Source organism: Shimia sp. R11_0 (genome assembly GCF_017744035.1).
In the GTDB taxonomy this organism is placed as follows: domain Bacteria; phylum Pseudomonadota; class Alphaproteobacteria; order Rhodobacterales; family Rhodobacteraceae; genus Shimia; species Shimia marina.
On sequence record NZ_JAGHQY010000010.1, the window covers coordinates 37252 to 57132 of the forward strand.

17 protein-coding genes and 1 pseudogene are annotated in these 19881 nt (G+C 58.2%); 9 read left to right on the plus strand and 9 right to left on the minus strand.

Annotated elements, in window-relative coordinates:
- Positions 1–43: 43 nt before the first annotated feature.
- Together J7382_RS17565 and J7382_RS17570 are read right to left on the minus strand one after the other, a co-directional pair.
- The gene (locus J7382_RS17565) at positions 44–1279 is read right to left on the minus strand and encodes an extracellular solute-binding protein (RefSeq protein ID WP_209070295.1); all 1236 of its coding nucleotides are present in this window, start codon (positions 1277–1279) and stop codon (positions 44–46) included.
- 84 nt (positions 1280–1363) lie between these two features.
- Positions 1364–2413 carry an ABC transporter ATP-binding protein gene (locus tag J7382_RS17570; protein WP_209070296.1) on the minus strand — a complete coding sequence of 350 codons (1050 nt, stop codon included), beginning with the start codon at positions 2411–2413 and terminating at the stop codon, positions 1364–1366.
- A 183-nt stretch (positions 2414–2596) separates the two neighbouring features.
- Here J7382_RS17570 and J7382_RS17575 point away from each other — a divergent pair, with 183 nt between their 5' ends.
- Positions 2597–3604, plus strand: a complete 1008-nt coding sequence (locus J7382_RS17575; RefSeq protein WP_209070297.1) for an ester cyclase — start codon at positions 2597–2599, stop codon at positions 3602–3604.
- Positions 3605–3862: 258 nt separating this feature from the next.
- Here J7382_RS17575 and J7382_RS17580 read toward each other — a convergent pair whose 3' ends face one another.
- Positions 3863–5584, minus strand: coding sequence for a phosphoenolpyruvate hydrolase family protein (locus J7382_RS17580; protein WP_209070298.1), 1722 nt, complete (start codon positions 5582–5584; stop codon positions 3863–3865).
- The gene (locus J7382_RS17585; RefSeq protein WP_209070299.1) at positions 5581–6222 is read right to left on the minus strand and encodes a phosphoenolpyruvate hydrolase family protein; all 642 of its coding nucleotides are present in this window, start codon (positions 6220–6222) and stop codon (positions 5581–5583) included. Before J7382_RS17585 ends, J7382_RS17580 begins: the two co-directional genes overlap by 4 nt.
- Before the next feature lie 189 nt (positions 6223–6411).
- Between J7382_RS17585 and J7382_RS17590 the strand changes: the two genes are divergently transcribed.
- The 8 genes and pseudogenes from J7382_RS17590 to J7382_RS17630 all read left to right on the plus strand — a co-directional run bounded on the left by J7382_RS17590 (position 6412) and on the right by J7382_RS17630 (position 13486).
- Entirely contained in the window at positions 6412–7278 is an 867-nt protein-coding gene (locus tag J7382_RS17590; RefSeq protein WP_209070300.1) for a branched-chain amino acid ABC transporter permease, read from the plus strand.
- Positions 7279–7376: 98 nt separating this feature from the next.
- Positions 7377–8239: pseudogene (locus J7382_RS20005) on the plus strand (branched-chain amino acid ABC transporter permease).
- A 13-nt stretch (positions 8240–8252) separates the two neighbouring features.
- Positions 8253–9491: an ABC transporter substrate-binding protein gene (locus tag J7382_RS17605; protein ID WP_209070302.1), complete on the plus strand. Its 1239-nt coding sequence runs from the start codon at positions 8253–8255 to the stop codon at positions 9489–9491.
- Positions 9482–10255, plus strand: coding sequence for an ABC transporter ATP-binding protein (locus J7382_RS17610; RefSeq protein WP_209070303.1), 774 nt, complete (start codon positions 9482–9484; stop codon positions 10253–10255). Before J7382_RS17605 ends, J7382_RS17610 begins: the two co-directional genes overlap by 10 nt.
- On the plus strand, positions 10245–10964 hold the full coding sequence (locus J7382_RS17615) for an ABC transporter ATP-binding protein (protein WP_209070304.1): 720 nt from the start codon (positions 10245–10247) through the stop codon (positions 10962–10964). The genes J7382_RS17610 and J7382_RS17615 overlap by 11 nt, the downstream gene beginning before the upstream one ends.
- Before the next feature lie 11 nt (positions 10965–10975).
- A complete protein-coding gene (locus J7382_RS17620) occupies positions 10976–12184 on the plus strand; it encodes a Tm-1-like ATP-binding domain-containing protein (protein WP_209070305.1) in 1209 nt (402 codons plus the stop codon).
- Between the two features lies 1 nt (position 12185).
- The gene (locus J7382_RS17625) at positions 12186–13049 is read left to right on the plus strand and encodes a phosphoenolpyruvate hydrolase family protein (protein WP_209070306.1); all 864 of its coding nucleotides are present in this window, start codon (positions 12186–12188) and stop codon (positions 13047–13049) included.
- The gene (locus J7382_RS17630) at positions 13046–13486 is read left to right on the plus strand and encodes an SRPBCC family protein (protein WP_209070307.1); all 441 of its coding nucleotides are present in this window, start codon (positions 13046–13048) and stop codon (positions 13484–13486) included. The genes J7382_RS17625 and J7382_RS17630 overlap by 4 nt, the downstream gene beginning before the upstream one ends.
- A gap of 90 nt (positions 13487–13576) precedes the next feature.
- On the opposite strand, the gene iolB is transcribed toward J7382_RS17630, so the two are convergent.
- The 5 genes from iolB to J7382_RS17655 are packed head-to-tail and all read right to left on the minus strand — an operon-like array spanning position 13577 to position 19881.
- Positions 13577–14383 (minus strand): 5-deoxy-glucuronate isomerase, encoded by an 807-nt coding sequence (gene iolB / locus J7382_RS17635; RefSeq protein WP_209070308.1) that lies wholly within the window; start codon positions 14381–14383, stop codon positions 13577–13579.
- Complete coding sequence (gene iolE, locus J7382_RS17640; RefSeq protein WP_209070309.1) at positions 14380–15279, minus strand: myo-inosose-2 dehydratase; 900 nt, start codon at positions 15277–15279, stop codon at positions 14380–14382. Before iolE ends, iolB begins: the two co-directional genes overlap by 4 nt.
- A 9-nt stretch (positions 15280–15288) precedes the next feature.
- Positions 15289–17130: a 3D-(3,5/4)-trihydroxycyclohexane-1,2-dione acylhydrolase (decyclizing) gene (gene iolD / locus J7382_RS17645; protein WP_209070310.1), complete on the minus strand. Its 1842-nt coding sequence runs from the start codon at positions 17128–17130 to the stop codon at positions 15289–15291.
- Positions 17127–19052, minus strand: coding sequence for a 5-dehydro-2-deoxygluconokinase (iolC, locus tag J7382_RS17650; RefSeq protein ID WP_209070311.1), 1926 nt, complete (start codon positions 19050–19052; stop codon positions 17127–17129). Before iolC ends, iolD begins: the two co-directional genes overlap by 4 nt.
- 10 nt (positions 19053–19062) lie before the next feature.
- Positions 19063–19881: an ATP-binding cassette domain-containing protein gene (locus tag J7382_RS17655; protein ID WP_209070312.1), complete on the minus strand. Its 819-nt coding sequence runs from the start codon at positions 19879–19881 to the stop codon at positions 19063–19065.

The following is a 19881-nucleotide window of genomic DNA, read 5'->3' on the forward strand; positions in this document are numbered from 1 at the left end:
CAGAACCAGGGGGAGTGGTCCGGTTCTGCCAAGGGTTGGCTTCTTACTTAAGGAAGCCTTTTTCTTTGGCGGCAGAGACATAGGCGGCCTCTACATCAGCCAGAGCCTGCTCAGCAGATTCAGAGCCTTGCAGAAACTCGGAGAGTTCCGCGCCGAGGGCGGAGTGCATCAGACCCATGAAAGGGATCATCGGATAAGGCTTTGTGCCACCCGTGGCGGTTGCCAGAACACCGGCAGAGGCCGCAGAGGGCTGATAGCCTTCGATCAGCCAGACGGCCGCGTCGTTGTTGGCTTTCACGTTGGCTGGGCTGATGCCGTTGAGCATGGCAACAAAGCTGGCTTCGGCGTCTTCATCGCTGATATTTGCGGCGATGGTAAAGCCATCCCACCACAAAGAGGACGCCGGGGTGCTGCCGCCGCCAACCGTCGGGGAGGAAACAAGTACAGTGTTGCTGACCACGTCATCGGTGGAGCCTTCTGCGTCCAGAATGCCTGTGCCACGAGAGCCCCAGAGATGAGCCATCGCCAGCTCACCGGCTTCCCAGGAGGCCTGAACCGCGTTGGAGTCAAAGGTGAGGAAATCCGGGTTGGATTGCTCGGTCAGCGCTTTGAGCATGTTGAGCGCGGCCACGCCGGTTTCGTTGTTCACATTCGGCTCTGCGGTGCCGGGCTTGAAGAACTCCCCGCCAAAGCCGAGGTACATGTTCACAAACTCTTCGCCGAGGTTCCAGCCGGTCTGGCTGGTGGTGGCGAAGGGGTGTTCCATCAGGCCGGCTGCTTTGATCGCTGCGCTTGCGGCCACAACATCTTCATAGGTGGTGGGTACGTCGACGCCGGCTTTCTCAAGGATGTCTGTGCGCACAAACAGGTGCTGGGCGTTGGCCATGAAGGCCACCGCCATCACTTTGCCGTCGACAGTGATCAACTGGTTCTTGGAGATATTCTGGCCGTGTTTTGCGATTAGATCATCCAGCGGGCGGATCAGGCCTTCGCCGATCAGCGGCACGATGCCAGCGTTGGTGGTGACAACTGTGGAGTATTGCGCCGGATTGGCGGTCAGTGCAGCGACTTGCAGATCGCGATAGTCTTTGTTGAGGTTGCTCTCAACGGTCACACCGCTGTCTGCGCATTCTTTTGCGCCTGCGGCAACGGCCTGAATGGCGGCAAAATCATTGCCCAGAATATTGACGGTGCCAGATGCTACGCCACAGCCCGCATAAGCGGTTGTTCCCATGAACACGGCTGCTGCACCGAGCATTGAAAGTTTCATCATAGACATATGTGTCTCCCTGTGTTGGGTCAAAGGGGTACTGTTCACCCCGGTTGGCCTTGGCCGCCGCACATGCGAAGGCAGAATGCTGGGTTAAGATCCCAGTCTTGCGCCATCTTCTGCATTGAAGAGGTGGCAGATTTCAGTCGGGATGCTGAGAGAGACCAGATCGCCGATTTCGGCGCGGTAGGTCTTGTCAGCTTTCACGGAAACCAGTGCATCCCCGACGCGCACGGAGATCATCGTGGCATCGCCAAGAAGCTCCAGCGTGTAGATTGGGGCGGTGATCTGGCCTTTGCCTTCGGCAACAGCTGCATCCTCTGCGCGGAAGCCGAGGGTCAGCGGGCCATCAGGGGCATTAATGCCCGGAATTTCGACATTTGGCGCTCGGAACACGCCGCCGGTAATCTCGCCATCCATCAGGTTCATCGCCGGGGAGCCGATGAAGCTCGCGACAAAAGTATTGGCGGGGCTGTCGTAGATTTCAGTGGGCGAGCCAACCTGCTGTACCACGCCTTTTTTCATCACCACAACGCGGTCGGCCAATGTCATCGCTTCGATCTGGTCATGGGTCACATAGATGGTGGTGGCCTGAAGATCGTGGCTTAGGTTTTTGATCTGGGCGCGGGTGGAGACCCGCAGCTTGGCATCCAGATTGGAGAGCGGTTCATCCATCAGGAAGACTTTGGGCTTGCGCACAATCGCGCGCGCCAGTGCGACGCGCTGACGTTGACCGCCAGAGAGCTCTGCCGGTTTGCGGTGTAGAAATTCACCCAGTTCCACGCGCTCTGCGGCCTGCATGACGCGCTCATGATGGGTGGCCGGATCAATGCCGCGCACCTTCAATGGGAAGCGGATGTTCTCATAGACGTTCATGTTTGGGTAAAGCGCGTAGCTTTGAAACACCATGGCCACATCGCGGTCTTTGGGCTCCAGCTCATTGACCACGGTGTCGTCAATGCGGATCTCCCCTTCGCTGACATCCTCTAGCCCGGCGATCATGCGCATGGTGGTGGTCTTGCCACATCCAGATGGCCCCAGAAGGACGAGGAACTCCTTGTCGGCGATGGTGAGGTCGAAGTTGTGAACACCCACGAAAGTGCCCCAGCGCTTGCCTACATTGCGAAGCTGAATTTCCGCCATTTTGGTCCCCCGAGCAGCATTTGGTTGATCCAGATGCGTTTTGCATACGTTTGCAAAATGGTAGTAATGTCACGTCGGTTTTGGCAAGACATTTTTGCATACGTATGCAAAAATGTCTTGAACGCCTCCGAAAATCGCGTTGTGAGATGCGGATTAAATTTATGTCTAATATGGGAAAATCACATGAGTGATGTTCAAAGCGCCAAGCACATTATTCGGGCATTTTATGCTGATCTGGATGCCGCAGAAGCCGATAGCATGGCCGAAGTGATGGCAAAGCACTGTGATTCTGATTTGCTGTGGCGCGGATTTCACCCGTTTGACGAGATCCGTGGCGCGTGCGCCGTGGGTGCACAATTCTGGACACCGCTGCGTCAGAGCCTGACACGGATGCAGCGGCGGATGGACATCTTTTTTGCGGCGCAGAATCGGTTTGACGATCAGGGCGATGTCTGGGTGAGCTCAATGGGGCATCTGATGGGGCTGTTTGATCGGCCGTGGCTGGGCATTCCTGCGACTGGCAAGATGGCCTTTCTGCGCTATTGCGCCTTTCATCGGGTGCAGGGCGGCAAGATTGTTGAGACAGCGATGTATTTTGATATCCCGCATCTGATGGTGCAGACGGGTTTGCAGCCTTTCCCGGAGCAGACAGCGGCGCAACTGGTGCAGCCGGGGCCGATGACCCATGACGGGTTGCTGTATGAGGCGCAACCAGCAGAGGAAGGCGCCAAGACGCTGGCGGCAATTGAAGCAATGATTGGCGATTTGGGGCAGTGGGACAATCCGCTGCCGCTGGAAGAAGAACTGGCGCTGACCTGGCATGACGACATGATCTGGTGGGGCCCAACGGGCATTGGTGCGACCTACACCATTGAACGCTATGCCAAGCAACATTCCGGGCCTTTTCGGGCGGGCTTTACCGAGCGCTCCAAGACCAATCACATCTGTCGCATGGCGGAAGGGCATTATGGCGGCTTCTTTGGCTGGCCCAATTTCACCGCCGTACCAAGTGGCGGGTTTATGGGGATGCCAGCGACCGGCAAAGCGGGGGAGTTTCGTGTGATCGACATCTATCGCCGCGAGGGCGATAAGCTGGCGGAGAACTGGGTTTTTATAGATCTGCTGCATTTTTGGAAACAGCAGGGTGTGGATATTCTGGCACGAACCAATGGGATAGGTCGCGTTGATTAACGCGGTGTGCGAATTCACCTCGTGAAGCCAAAGTGATCGCTGAAATGCATGGATAGTTGCTTCCCTGCAAGGTGCAAGGTCATGAGCTTGTCTTCCTGCAGCCGGATATTGATGCGCCATTGTTTCACGCGCAATGGCGCAGCGCATGAAATGAACCCGTGAAGGCGTGTGAATATCTCGTGCGAGTGCTTTGGCGTAAGTCGACGTGCCATCACCCTCTAGATCCATAGTTTGCACAAGCGTGCGTGGAATGCGGGTTCAGGTCTGAAGCCGGTATTTTTTTATTTTATTGTACAAAGTGCGTGTCGTCATGCCGAGCTCCTCCGCAGTTTGGGCGCGTCTGAAGCCGTTTCGTGCAAGTGCTGCTGCGATCCATTCTTGTTCCGATGTATTGGCCATTGCGGGTGCTTCGGGCAGCTTGAGGGGGGAGGTGGCTTGTTTTTTGCGCAGGAAATCTATGGCTTTTAGATCGATTGTACCGCCTTCAGCGCGGCGGATGGCGCGTTTTACGGCGTAGGAAAGTTCTCGGACGTTGCCGGGCCAGTCATGCTCCAGAAGCATGCGCATCGCTGCATTGGAAAATCTGGGAACATCACCGCTGAGTTGCTGCCCCAAATGTAGGGCTAGTTCGGGAATATCGTCCACCCGCTCCCGAAGCGCGGGCAGGGCAATTTCATGTCCGGATATGCGGTAATACAGATCCTTTCGAAAATCCTGCTCTTCTGTGCAATCTAGGAGGTCTTGCGCATTTGTTGCGATGATGCGCGTATCTATGCGCCGCAGACTGTGGTCGCCTATCCTCTGGATGGTTTTTTCATCGGTAAACTTCAAGAGTTTCCCTTGAAGGTCTCTGGGAAGAGCTGAGATTTCGTCGAAGATAATCGAGCTGGAGGAGGCAAGTTCAAGGGCGCCCCGCTGAGTGCCGCCGCCGCCAAATGCACCCGGAGCTTTGCCCAAGAGATGAAGAGCGCCTTCTTGGCCATTCAGAGCAGGGCAGTCCACGACGACAGGCTGACGACGGGCTGCCATGCCCGCTTCATGCAGCCGCAGGGCGGCTCTGCTTTTGCCTGTGCCGGTTTCGCCAATCAGCAACACAGGCACATCTTCATGGGCGAGATCGTCCAGCTCCTTACGGATGATTTGCATGGCCATGGACGAGCCTACCAAATCATGCTGTGTGGTTGGTGTGCTTGGCTCAATCCGCGACAGGCTTGGAATGGCTGTGAAGCCCTTTGTCACTTCGCTCAGCGTTTGCTCCACTGGCAAGCGATCCAATGTGGATCCGGCGACAAAGCCCTGAACCCCGCATATTCGCGTAATGGCCAGTGCCTCTTCGGGAGATGTGATTGGGCCGCCGTGGCATAGTTTGTCCACCGACGCAGGAACGCCTTCCAAAACGCGCTCGATCTGAGCGGCAGCGGTCTCAAGGGTGAGATGTGTGGTCACCCCAGTGCCACCGCTGGTGAAGCCAACATTGACGCAAATCGCTGTTGCACCGGCCTCTACCATTTTGCGTGCTTGTGCATTGTTGTGCACGTAGGCGAAGCTGCCCAGACCTGCTTTGCTGGCCTCTTGAACAAGCGTCAGTTCGCGTGCAAGACCCAAGCCCTCTCTTTCCAGGAGGGCACCGAGTCTGCCATCTATCAAGGTGGTAGAGGGAAAGTTGCACACTCCAGAAAAGCCTAGGCTCTTGGTGCGCGCAACCAACGCTGCAATATCAAGATTTGGGTCGCTGACGGAAAATCCCGCATAGATTGGCGCATTGCAACGGCCCAGCATCTCCCGTTCTGCAAACTCGATCACCCAGTCATTGGCCGCGCGGACCGGCAGAAAACTGGTGAGGGAGGATGCGCCTTGCACACGGAAGCGTCCGGCGTTCAAGGCAAGAAGATAGTCGGCGCCAGCTTTGTCTGCTGCTTTCGCTGTCAATCCTGAGCCTACAACGGCGGCAAAGAGGAAGTCTGTTTTCTGTCGGCTCATCCGTGATCCTCATACCAAATGACACCGTCAACAGAGAGTGTGCTGAGAGGAATGAGGCGTTCATGCCAGCTAGATGTGTATGCGTAAATTGTCGTGCGCTCATCTTCGATTTTAAGGGTATCAAGCAGCGTTTGCAGCGATCGCAGCACAAGTGCGCCGCTTTCCGAGTCTTCGACACTGAGCAATCCTGGATGCAGGATAAGGTGATCTAGTCCTGCCTGTAGCGCAAGCCTTGCCTGCTCCAGTGACAGAAAGAATGCCATGGTTTCCAGACCGGCGGCCTTCGCGCGTGCGAGGAAGTCATACTCAAAGGCTGGGGATGCAGGAATTGTTGACATGGATTGGCGCAGATTGCCTTCAAGCAAAATGGAAGATGGCCAATTGATGATCCCGCTGTATCCCAGTTCCTGAAGGCGAGAGAATAATGCGATTTCTGAGCCAAAGGGATCGCTGGCCAGAACGGCCGCCCAAGCGCCTTGCCTTGCGGTTTCGCGTACGGCGCGGTTGTGATCCAGTCGCGGCATTAAAAAACCTAGATCGGCCTGAGAGGCAGAGAGGCCTGCGAGTGTGGGGCAGAAAATCCGGTTGTTGTTCGGCGTATCGAGAGGCGCGCGACCTGATAGGGTAAGTGATTTCATAGTGCCATATAAGAAGGAAATTCCGAAAATGAGAAGTATATTCTGCAATTTTCCGATAGTGCGCGTTTGATCTAAGGGGGGTTGGCCTTAAGTTTTTGTTATTTAACATTTTTAAATTTCTTCTCGGTTGGCGGCTTTTCTTTGTCAGGCAGCGAGTCTCTGTCAGTTTCTTTCTCAACGGGAGGAAACATGACTCTATTTCTTATTGTCACCCTCAATGGGCTGACACTCGCTGCGCTCTACTTTTTGGCGGCCAGCGGTTTTAGTTTGATCTTTGGCCTGATGCGCACGGTCAATATGGCCCATGGCGCGCTGCTGCTGCTTGGTGGCTATGTTGGCTACAGCATTGTCGATGTCACCGGCTCTTGGGGGCTTGGCGTGCTGGGCGGGGGGCTGTCTGCGGCGCTGGCCGGGGCACTGGTGCAGGCCGGGGTTCTGGGGTGGATGCAGGGTGATGAGCTGCGCCAAACCCTCGCCTCGATCGCGATTTCCATCATCATGGCCGATCTTATGCTGTGGTACTGGGGCGGCCTGACCTATCAGGTCGCGCTGCCAGAGGCGCTGGCAGGTGGGCAGAGATTGCCGATCCTTGGTGTGGGCTATGCCAACATTCGCCTCGCGCTTATGGCCTTTGCACTGGTCACCGGTCTTGCACTCTGGTTCCTGATCCAACGCACCCGCTTTGGCGCTGTGATCCGCGCCGGTGTGGATGATCAGGACATGCTGCGCGCGCTTGGTTACCCGATTGGCCGTATCTTTGTGCTCGTCTTCGCCCTCGGTGGCATGCTTGCGGGAATGGCCGGAGTTGTCGCAGCAAGCGCGCTCTCCATCGCACCGGGCACGGATCTTCAGTTCCTGCTGTCTTCGCTGGTGGTGGTCATCGTTGGCGGCATGGGCTCGATCGGCGGCGCTGCCCTTGGTGCGCTGCTGGTGGGTCTGGCTGAGCAATACGGCCTCGCCTACGCGCCGACCTATGGCGTGGTTTTCACCTTCGCAATCATGGTGCTTGTGCTCGCGGTGCGTCCGCAGGGCCTGCTTGGAAAGGCTGAACAATGAGATCCTCTTTCATCCTTCTGCCGCTTCTGGCGCTGCCGCTGCTGCTCAATGATTTCTGGCTGACACAGGTCGCCACCCGCGCGCTGATCCTCGGCGTCATGGCTTTGAGCCTCAGTTTTCTGGCCACCTATCTGGGCGTGGTCTCCTTTGCGCAAGCCACCATGGCTGGGGTGGCGGGCTACACGGTGGCCTATTTTGGTCCCAACACCGTTGGGCTGGGCGTGCCGCTGCCGTTCTGGGTCACAATCCCCATCGCCTTGGCGCTTGCCACGGTGTCCGGCGCAGTTGTCGGGCTGATTGCACGACGCTCACGTGGCATCTATGCCATCATGATCACGCTGGCGATTGGCGTGGCCTTCTTCTACTTCACCCGACAGAACTACACGTTCTTTAACGGCTGGACAGGCTTTTCCGGTGTGCGCGCGCCAGAGATCGCCGGGATCAGTCTGCGCGATCCGCTGCCCCTCTATCTTCTGTCGCTCGCGACAGCCGGTTTGGCTCTGGCGCTGGTCAGTGGCTTTGTGCGCTCCCCTCTGGGGCTCACGATTCAGGCGGTGCGCGATGCGCCGGGCCGCGTGCTGGCGCTGGGCATCTCTGTCACCACTCCGATTGCTCAGGCTTTCTGGCCGGGGCAGGGGGCATTCTCAATGTCTGGTATCAGGAGCGGATCTCGTCCTTTTCGGTGGGGCTTGGCCCGATCATCGACATCCTGATCATCTCTGTCATTGGCGGGTTGCGCCATCCAGCAGGGGCCTTTGTTGGCGCAGTGGTCTTTGTGCTGCTGGACACCTTCGCCGTCGATCTGATCGACCGGGAACGCTTCAACACGCTGATCGGTTGTGTGCTGCTGCTGATCGTGGTGGTGGCACCGGGCGGGCTGCATCAGCTTGGCGCGGACTGGATCGCCCGCCTGCGCAGCCCTGACGCGAAATCCAAATCATCTGTACGAGCAAACTCATAGGGAGGAACCTAGAATGAATAAGCTCAAATTAGCGGCTTCGGTGCTTGCGCTCAGCGCAATGTCAGTGCCAGCCTCTGCCGAGGAGGTCAAAATCGGCGTGATCTCCATTCTCGAAGGCGCGTTTGCCGCGCTTGGCCAGGATGGGATCCGTGGCGCGGAGCTGGCGGTGCTTGAAGTGGGCGGAGAGGTTGATGGCAACAAAGTCGAAGTCATCACCATGTCCTCAGACGCCAGCCCGGATAGCGCGGTGAATGCCGCCCGCAAGCTCATTGAGCAGGATGGGGTGGATATGATTGTGGGGCCATTGTCAGGCTCCGAAGGGCTCGCGCTGCGCGATCTGTCCAAATCCTATCCGGCTGTGACCTTCCTGAATGGCTCGTCAGCAGCGCAGGACACCACGCTGCGCGACAGTTCTGACAACTTCTTCCGCTTTGGCGGCGATGGCGCACAGTGGATGGTGGGGGTGGGCGATTATGCCTATAACGACATGGGCTACAAATCCGTCGCCGTGATCGCGGAAGATTACTCCTTCCCCTACACGCAAGTTCTGGGCTTTATGACCGAATTCTGCTCCGCAGGCGGCAAGGTGCCAGAGAAATTCTGGACCCCAATCGGCAACAAAGACTACTCCTCCGTGGTCTATTCAATCCCGCAGGACGTGGATGCGATCTTTGTGGCGCTGGGCGGCGCAGACGCGGTCAACTTCCTCACGCAATACAGTCAGGCCGGCGGTGACAAGCCGATTATTGGCGGCTCCATCACCATCGACCAATCCATTCTGGACTCCAAAGGCCCGTTCAAGAAACTGCTTGTCGGCGCGCCAGCTGGCACGCCAACAGTGAGCGACTATGACGGTCAAGAGTGGAGCGCCTTTTCCGCAAGCTACACAGAGGCCTTCCCAGATGGTTTCTCTGCACCGTCTATCTTTGCGCATCATTATTACATGAGCGCAAAAGCTGCGATGCTGGCGCTGGACGCAGTGGATGGCGATCTGTCAAACGATCAGGCGGCCTTCCGCGCGGCGCTTACGGATCTGACCTTTGTGACGCCAACAGGCGGCACCATGCGTCTGGACAAGAACCGTAACGGCATCGTCGATAACTTTGTGACCGAGGTCTATGAGCGTGAAGACGGCTCGCTTGGCAACCGAGTTGTCAAAGTGGTGCGCGATGTGGATCAGCTCTTGGGTCAAGACGAAGCCACTTTCCTGGCCTCTGGACCTGTCAGCCGGGACAACCCTTCGTGCCCATAAGTCAGACACATACCAACGCCAATGCCCTGGAGGTCCGGGGCATCGGCAAACGCTTTGGCGGCTTCTGGGCGGTTCAGGACATCAACCTGACTGTGCAGCCCGGCGAACGGCGGGCGATCCTTGGGCCGAATGGCGCGGGCAAAACCAGCCTGTTCAATGTGCTGACAGGCGACACGCAGGCCACGGCCGGAACCATTTCGCTGTTTGGCACCAACGTCACGCGCGAGCCGATCAACAAACGCATTCAACGCGGGGTGCGCCGCACCTATCAGCACGCGCATCTGTTCAATGGGCTCACCGTGCGCGAAACCCTGTTTCTTGCGGTCGCAGGCGTGCGGGGCGGCTGGCGGCAGGTGCTGCCGTTGCGCCACAATGATGCGCGCCTGACAGAGGCGGAGCGCTTGGCAGAGGTGGCAGGTGTCACCGATGTGTTGGAGCGGGAAGTTTCGGAGTTGAGCCACGGTCAAAGGCGCCAGCTCGAAATTGGCATTGCTTTGGCGGAAGACCCCAAAATCTTGCTTCTGGATGAGCCCGCTGCTGGGCTGTCCCCGGCAGAGCGCCCCAAACTCAGCGCCTTGCTCATGTCTTTGCCCAAAGACGTCACTGTCGTGTTGATTGAGCATGACATGGAAATCGCGCTGCAAACTTCTGAAAGCGTCTCTGTGCTCTACAATGGCCGCCTGCTCGCAGAAGGGTCTCCCAACGACATCATGCAAAACGAAGAGGTGCATCGCGTCTATATCGGAGGGGCTCATGGCCACTGATGGGTTGCTAAAAATTGAAAGGCTGGATTTGCGCTATGGTTCCAGCCACGTGCTGCATGGGGTGGATCTCACCGTGGGCACACGCCCGCTGGGCATTCTGGGGCGCAATGGTATGGGCAAAACCAGCCTGTGCAATGCCATCATGGGGCTGCATGCCCATGCCGCAGGTGAAATCTGGTTTGATGGGGTTGCGCTCACGGGGCTCGCGCCAGAAAAGCGCGCGCAGCTGGGCATCGGCTATGTGCCGCAGGGGCGGCGGGTGTTTCGCTCCCTCACGGTAGAAGAGCACCTCAGAATTGTAGAGCGTCGGGGTGGGGACTGGTCGGTTGATCGGGTTTATGAAACCTTTCCCCGCCTGAAAGAGCGCCGCCGCAATCTAGGGGACCGCCTCTCTGGCGGGGAGCAGCAGATGCTCGCGATTGGGCGCGCGCTCCTACTCAATCCCAAGCTTATCGTGATGGACGAACCCACAGAGGGTCTCGCACCCGCGATTGTGTCCGATGTGATTGATCTGATTGCCTTGATTGCGCGCGAAGGCATCGCGGTGATGCTGGTTGAGCAAAACATGCACGCCGCATTGGCTGCCGTGCAGGATGTGGCGATCATGGTGGGGGGCGAAGTTGTGGAACGCATGAGCGCTGAAGCGCTCGAGGCAGACACAGCGATGCAGAAACGACATCTTGGTCTAGAGCCGGGTCAGGCAGGCTGAGGGAGGAGCTTATGACGAAGAAAGCTTATGTGATTGGCACCGCGGACACAAAGGGTCCAGAGCTGGCCTATGTGCGCGATCTCATCGCCGCAACCGGGCTGGAAACCGTGCTGGTCAATGTCGGCACCAAAGGCGGGGACAGCGGCGTGGATGTGACCGCCGCCAGTGTCGCCGCCTGCCACCCGGAAGGCCCCGCAGCGGTATTTGTCAATGATCGCGGCGCTGCTGTGACCGAAATGGCCCGCGCACTAACCGCCTTTGTCGGTGGGCGGTCTGACCTGGGTGGCATTATTGGCCTTGGCGGGTCTGGCGGCTCGGCCATCATCGCGCCAGCGATGCAGGCTCTGGCGATTGGCGTGCCAAAGGTTCTGGTGTCTACGCTCGCCTCAGGCGATGTGTCTGCCTATGTCGGCGCCTCTGATGTGAATATGTTCCACCCTGTGACCGACGTGTCCGGCCTCAACCGTGTATCGCGCAAACTGCTGGGCAACGCCGCTCACGCTCTGGCGGGCATGATGGCAAACCCGGTGCCCGAAGCACCCGATGATCGCCCTGCCGTGGTGCTCTCGATGTTTGGTGTCACCACCCCCGCCGTGCAGGCCATCACAGAAGAGCTGTCTGATCAGTTTGATTGTCTGGTGTTTCACGCCACCGGCAGCGGCGGCCGCTCGATGGAACAGCTTGTTGATCAGGGCGATGTGGTCGGGGTGCTCGACATCACCACCACGGAAATCTGTGACCTGATTGTGGGCGGTTTCCTCAGTGCAGGGGAGGGGCGCCTTGACAGCATCGCGCGCAGTAAGCTGCCCTATGTGGGCTCCTGTGGCGCTTTGGATATGGCGAACTTCTGGGGGCCAGAAAGCGTGCCGCCTCAGTTCAAAGACCGCACGCTCTATCATCACAACGCGCAGGTGACGCTCATGCGTGCCAATGCCGAAGAAGCGGCGCAAATTGGCACGTGGATCGGCAAAAAACTCAATGCCTGCGAAGGGCCAGTGCGTTTCTTGCTGCCGCTCAAGGGGGTGTCCGCTTTGGATATTGAAGGCGGCCCGTTTTACGACCCCCACGCCAATGACGCGTTGTTTCAGGCACTGCGCTCCACCGTAAAACAGACCAAAAATCGTCGATTGATCGACCTCGAAATGCACATCAACGATCCGGCCTTTGCCAAGGCTGCAATCGCTGAGTTCAACGAAATCTACAATGAAAAAGGAACCTAAGATGGCAGTCACAGGACGCGCAGACATCCTTCAGCGCCTTCGGGCCAAGATCGCCGCAGACAAAGTCATCGTGGGTGGCGGCGCCGGCACCGGACTTTCCGCAAAATGCGAAGAAGCGGGCGGTATCGACCTGATCGTGATTTACAACTCTGGCCGCTACCGCATGGCCGGACGCGGCTCGCTCGCGGGTTACATGTCTTACGGCAACGCCAATGAAATCGTGATGGACATGGGGCGGGAGGTGCTGCCCGTCGTAGAGAACGTGCCCGTGCTTGCTGGCGTCAACGCGACAGATCCGTTCTGCATCATGGACAAGTTTCTGGATGATCTCGCCGCGATGGGGTTCGCCGGTGTGCAGAATTTTCCCACCGTTGGCATCATTGATGGCCGGTTCCGGCGCGAGCTGGAAGCCACCGGCATGTCTTATGACAAAGAGGTGGAGATGATCGCCAAGGCACATGAACGCGATCTTTTGACCACACCTTATGTGTTCAGCGCCGAAAATGCCGCCGCCATGGCCAAAGCCGGGGCCGATGTGATTGTCGCCCACTTTGGGTTGACCACTGGCGGGTCCATCGGGGCCGGGGATAGCGCGCCCGACATCGCAGAATGTGCGCGCCTCTATGAGGAATGGGCGGCAGCCGCCCGCGCTCACCGGGATGACTTGATTTTCATCTGTCATGGTGGCCCACTGGCCGAGCCGGACGACGCGCAGAAGTTTCTTGATCTCTGCCCGGACTGCCACGGCTTTTATGGCGCGTCCTCTATGGAGCGTTTGCCAACTGAACGCGCGATTGCCGCGCAGACCGCAAGTTTTGGAAATCTGCGCCGTGGCGCGCACATAGCAGAAGGAGCCGCCCAATGATCAAAGCCTACGCGTCCACAATCATCGCCGTGCCCGTCGATCAAGTCTGGGCTCGCGTGCGCGATTTCAATGGGTTGCCAAGCTGGCATCCTGCCGCCACCGACAGCCGTATCGAGGAAGGTTTCAATGCCGGTGAGGTGGGCTGCGTGCGCAATTTCGCCCTCACAGATGGATCGGGGCGTATTCGGGAAACCCTGCTCGCGATCTCCAATGTAGAGCGGTCGTTGACCTATGATATGCTGCCCAATGGGCCGCTGCCTTTTGTGAACTATGTCGCCACCATGAAAGTCTCCGCCATCACAGATCGCAACGAAACGTTCGCCGAATGGTGGGCGGAGTTTGAAGCGGGCGATGGACAGACGGCGCATTGGCACAGTTTTGTGGAAAACGATGTTTTCTTGGGTGGTTTTCGCGCCTTGGAGCAAAGCTTTTCGTAGGAAAGCGGATGCGCTCAGAATGGGTATTGCTTGCGCGTTGAATGGGAGGGCCTGAAAAGGCCTTCCCAAGTGCTGAAGGTACTTTGGGGATCACGCATCCCGTTCCATGATCCACTCCACCTCCGGCGCAGCGACAAAGCGCCATTTGCGCAAGGGGCCTGCCATGACATTGAGATAATACATCTCAAACCCATAGGGCGCACCACAGGGATGATGCCCACGCGGCACAAGCACCACGTCCCCATCGCTCACGGCCATGGTCTCATCGAGCTGCCCATCATCGGTGTAGACACGCTGAATGCCAAAGCCATCTGACGGATTCAGGCGATGATAGTAGGTTTCTTCGAGGTAGGTGATGCGGGGGAAGTCATCTTCGTCGTGACGGTGGCTTGGGAAAGAGGACCAATGTCCGGCCGGGGTGAAGACCTCTGTCACCAACAGGCTGTCGGCATAGTCTTCTGCTTCCATCGCGATGTTATTGATGTAGCGCGTGTTGGTGCCTTTGCCACGCTCGGTGAGCTGGATGCCATCCGGGCCGATGCGACGTGCTTCGTGGCCGGATTTCCCAGGGGCGGTGCAGACTGCGATTGTGCAGTCAGTTTCGGCCGTGGCCTTCCAGTCAGAGCCATTGGGCACATAAAGGCAATGCGGGGGCGTCTTCTCAAAGACATTCATTCGCTCGCCTAGCACGCCCCAGTCCTGATCGGCGGCATGGATTGCGGCCTTGCCTTCGACCATCACCAAGATGACCTCTCGGTCGCCTGTGAGCTCCGCAGCGGTTTCTCCCGGACGCAGTTTATAAAGGCCAAAGCCGACATAGCGCCAGCCGGCGCTGGCCGGGGTGATGTCGTGGACCTTACCGTGATTGCCAAAGGGCTTGCGTAGAAGGTCACTCATGACAGATCCACCTTTGCTGCGATCTCTTTCAGGGTTTTAAGGCCCAGAGACTGATATTCAAACGGGTTGCGCACTTCTGGGTCTTGCTCGGCCTCAATCACGATCCAGCCATCATAGCCCGTGTCCTTCAGCGTGCCGAGAAGAGGTGTGAAATCCACGCCACCTTCGCTGTCGCCCGGAACGGTAAAGACACCTGCGCGCACACCATCCATGAAGGACAGGCCTTTTTCACGCACCTCTTTCATCACAGCAGGGCGCACGTTTTTGGCGTGGAAGTGGTGCATGCGGTCAGCGTATTTGGCCAGAATGGGCGCAGGATCTTGTCCGTTGCTGCCAAAGTATGCGTGGCCTGCATCAAACAACAGTTTGGTGGCGGGGCCGGTTGCGGCCATGAAGGCGTCAATTTCTTCCGGCGTTTCCACCACGGTGCCCATATGGTGGTGATAGACCAGTGCAATGCCCTGATCCGCGCAATATTGCGCGATCTCTTCCACCTTGGCGCCAAAGGCTTGCATCTCATCCGCGCTCAAAACTGGCGCGTCATTCACAGGAACGTCCAGCCCCTGAACCGAATTGGATGTTTCACAGACAATCGCGACCTTGCAGCCATTGTGCTTGAGCTTGTCCAGATGTGGCTGGATTGCAGCTTTCTCTTCTGCCACCGACTGTGCCAGCAGGTTCAGAGAGTGCCAGCCGGAAACAAATTTCAGACCATGCCCGCCCAGCAGCTGCTTCAACGCTTCTGGATCGTCCTGCGGCCAACGGTGGCCGTTTTCGATCCCGTCAAAGCCTATGTCACCCGCCTCACGCAGGATCTGTTCGGTGGGGATATGCGCGCCAAGGGTCTGATCGTCGTCGTTTGCCCAAGCGATGGGATTGGTGCCAAAAAGGATCATGTCGGTGCCTCAATTCACAAGGTTCTGGTCTGCCATCGCGGCTTCATAGGCTGCGCGGGCTTTTTGGAGTTTTTCACTTGCGGCCACTTCCGGCACAGCCACGTCCCACCAGAAGCCGCCACCAGCCTCGCCGGGGCCCTGCATCGGATCGGTTTCGATCACGATCACGGTTGGGATCGGTGAAGATTTGGCCTCGACCAGTTTGGTCTCAAGATCCGCAATGCTTGTGGCTTTGAGCGCTTGGGCCCCCATGGAGGCGGCATGGGCCACGTAGTCGATTTCGGGCTGCACTTCGATGCGGCAGTCGGCGTAAAGGTTGTTAAACCGCTCGTTGCCGGTGTGCATTTGCAGGCGGTTGATACAGCCATAGCCTCGGTTGTCCGTCAGCACCACGGTGAAGGGCACACGACGCATGACGGCTGTGGCCAGCTCGGAGTTGGCCATCATGTAGGAGCCATCTCCGACGAAACAGACAACATCCCGCTCTGGCTGCGCCAGTTTCAGGCCCATGGCACCGGCGATTTCATAGCCCATGCAGCTGTAGCCGTATTCCATGTGATAGCCGCCCTGTGAAGGTTGCCACAACAGTTTGAGAGCGCCGGGCATGGTACCTGCGGCGCACATCGCAATGGTGTTTTCTGAGGAGGTGCGTTGCACGGCGCCAATGACCTCGGCATCCAGCGGGCGGTAGCCTGCGCCGCCATTGCGATCGGCGCAGTGGCGATCTACGGCCGCCAGCCAATCCAGACGCGATTGGGCGTCAAATGCGCCGCTGTGATGATCTGCCAGTTTTTCAGACAGAGCTTCCAGAGTGATTTTGGCATCCCCCACAAGCGGGGTCGCGCCGTGTTTGTCAGCGTCATAGCCATGCACGTTGATGGAGACGAGTTTGCGCGTGGGGTTTTGGAACAGTGCCCAGCTGCCGGTGGTGAAATCCTGAAACCGTGTGCCAACGCCAATCACCAGATCTGCATCCACCGACAGGGCATTTGCCGCCGCCGATCCATCCACGCCCGAGGCACCAAAGTTCATCGCATGGGATTGTGCGAGGGCCGATTTGCCGGCCTGTGTTTCAATCACGGGAATGCCGTGTTTGGTGGCAAAATCTGCAAGCGTTTCTTCGGCGCCTGAGTAGATCACGCCACCGCCGCAGAGCAGGACGGGATTTTTAGCGGCTTTGATCAGCTCTGCGACCTCTGCCAATTCACGTGCGTCAGGCGCGGGGCGGCGGATATGCCAGATTTTGGGTGCAAAGAAGCTTTCCGGATAGTCATAGGCCTCGGCCTGTACATCCTGACAGAAAGACAGGGTCACCGGGCCACAGTTGGCGGGGTCTGTCATGGTGCGCAGGGCGCGAGGCAGGGCTGTCAGCAATTGTTCGGGGCGTGTGATGCGATCGAAGTAGCGGCTGACTGCGCGAAAACAGTCATTGGCCGACACGGTGCCGTCGTCAAAATCCTCCACCTGTTGCAGCACGGGATCGGGGCGGCGGTTGGCAAAAACATCGCCGGGAATAAACAGAACTGGCAGGCGGTTCACATGGGCAAGGGCCGCGGCGGTGACCATATTGGTCGCGCCGGGGCCAATGGAGCTGGTCACGGCCTGCACGCGGCGGCGTTTATGCGCCTTGGCATAGGCAATGGCGGCATGGGCCATGGTCTGTTCATTCTGGCCGCGCCATGTTGGAAAGCTGTCGCCCGCCGCATAGAGGGCTTCGCCGAGGCCAGCGACGTTGCCGTGCCCAAAAATGCTCCATGCGCCTTCTACAAAGCGTTCTCCGTCTGGTGTCATTTGAACAGAGAGCCATTTCACCATGGCCTGCGCTGCGGTCAGTCGGATTGTCTTTGTCATTGTGCGTCTCCCTCTGCGTCACTCTGGGCCCCTGCGCGGGCGTCATCCCAGATGGAGGCCAAGCGACTGAACTTGGTGCTCATGTCGGCGATGGCTTCTGCATCGCTGAGAGTGCCCAGCATCCAGGCGCGGGCGGCCTCTGCGAAAATGGTGCGGCCCACAGCAAAGCCTTTGACCAAATCGTAGCTGGCTGCAAGGCGGAAGCTCGCGGCCAGATCCGCTTCTGGAGCGTCAAGTCCCAAGACGACGATTCCGCGGGTGTGTGGATCATTGCGGGTGATGGCCGCCACTGCCTTGCCCCATGCGGCATCGGAGGTCAAAGGCTCCAATTTCCACCAGTCTGGATAGATGCCCAGATCGTAGAAATGCTGGATCACCCATGGCGTTGTGTCTTCGTCTACTGTGCCGACTTTGGAAGGGATGACTTCGAGAAGGAATTCCAGACCATTGCGACGCGCGGCTTCGTAGAGTCGCAGAACGGTCGCGTCCTGTTGTGCCCATGTTTCGGCATCATCGTCGGGATGGCAGAAGCACAGGACTTTTACGACATTTTCCCGAGGCCAGGATTTCAGCGCGCCGCAGTCACTGCCAAGTTCAGGCTCGAGTGTCAGAGGGCGCGATCCCGGCCACTCGGTTGGGCGGCCGATCCAAAGACCTGACCCGCTGGCTTTGTGCAGAGCGGTCTTGCCGATGCGGTTGTCACACAGAATGCCGTAGCCGGATTGGCCGGCTTGTACGTTTTGTGCGGCCTCAAGGCACAGTTCTTTGAACTGGCTGCCTTTTTCTGGCGTGTAGCCGGGCATCTCTTCCAATTGGATACGATGGTCAAAGGCGAAGACCCGCATGGTGGACCAGTCGCCCTTGCGGTTGGTGGCCCAGTGGATTTGCTCCAGAGCTTTGTCGTTGCGCAAATCTGGTTGGATCACACCGCGTTTGAGGAAAAACGCCAGTTCTTCCTGCGAAGGGTAGGCCGGGGTGCAGCCATGACGGCTGACCGCCAGCGCGCCGCAGGCGTTGGCATAGGTCAGAGCCGTGGGCCAGTCAGCCTCTTCCATCCAGCCTTTGAGCAGGCCCGACATGAACCCATCCCCCGCGCCCAGAACGTTGAAGACTTCGATCGGGAAGCCAGGACCGCTCTGTCCATCATCAAGACTGTCCGGGATATCACCTTCAAAGGCCACCGCGCCCATGGGGCCGCGTTTGCAGACCAGTGTGGCCTTGGAAACCGCGCGCACCGCGCGCAGGGCTTCGATGGTGTCGGTCGAGCCACCGGCAATGTGGAATTCTTCTTCGGTGCCGACAATCAGGTCAAAGTGATGCAGGGTGGATTGTAATTTTGCTGTAACAGCTGCGCTTTCGACAAAGCGGCTTTCGCCATCGCCATGCCCGGCCACGCCCCAGAGGTTGGGGCGATAGTCGATGTCCAGCGCGCGGCGCCCGCCATGTTTGCGCGCCAGCTCCAGTGCTTTGATCACGGCGGCGGCAGTTTGCGGGTGGGACAGGTGGGTGCCAGTGGCCACCACCGCCCGGCTGTCTGCGATCAGCGCCTCGTCGATGTCCGCTTCGCAGAGGGCCATGTCTGCGCAGTTCTCTCGATAAAAGATCAGGGGAAACTGTTCTTCATCCCGGATGCCAAGGATCACCAGCGCGGTCAGACGCTCCGGATCGGTGGCAACTCCGCGCACATCCACGCCTTCGCGGATCAGCTCTTCGCGGATGAAGCGGCCCATGTGCTCATCACCAACGCGGCTGATCAGGCCTGACTTGAGGCCAAGCCGCGCGGTGCCCGCTGCGATATTGGTGGGGGAGCCGCCAATGTATTTTTCAAAGGAGCCCATGTCTTCAAGGCGGCCGCCGATTTGACTGCCGTAGAGATCCACACCCGCGCGACCGATGGTGATGATATCGAGAGATTTCTGCATGTTCATGTCCTTAGACGGTCCCGTCGAGGCTGCCTTCGAGGGTTGCGAGTTCCTGACCGCCTGCCATCAGATCCTGCAACTCTTCTTGAGTGATTTCGCCGCGTTTGGCTGTGCCCAGTGTCTGGCCACGGTTGAGCACCGTAAAACGATCGCCAACAGCCATGGCATGGCGCACGTTGTGGGTAATGAAGACAACGCCGATGCCCTGTTTGCGCACCTTGTCGATGGTCGCGAGCACATTGGCGGTCTGGCGCACGCCGAGGGCCGATGTTGGCTCATCCAAGATCAGCACTTTCGCCCCAAAATGCACCGCGCGGGCAATGGCTACGGTTTGACGTTCCCCACCCGACAATGTGCCCACAGCCTGATCCGGACCGCGCAGGTTGATGCCCATTTTGCGCATCTCATCCATCGTGACTTTGTTGGCATAGTCATGATCAAAGAAGGGGATGCCCGCGATTTTTTTGACGGGTTCGTTGCCCATAAAGAAGTTGCGGCTGACCGACATCAAAGGGATCATCGCGAGATGTTGGTGTACGGTGGCGATCCCGGCTGCAATGGCATCTCGTGGATCATCAAAGCTCATGGGCATGCCCTCAAAGAGGATTTCACCAGATGTGGGTTTGTGTACCCCGGACATGGTTTTGATGAAGGTGGATTTGCCCGCGCCGTTGTCGCCCAGAAGGCAATGGCATTCCCCCGGATAGACATTCACAGAGACGCCTGCCAAAGCAATCACAGAGCCGAAGTGTTTCTGGATGTTCTTCATCTCGATGAGCGGCTTGCTGGGCGCCGGATCACCGTGGTGGAAAGTGGTATCTTCAGTCAT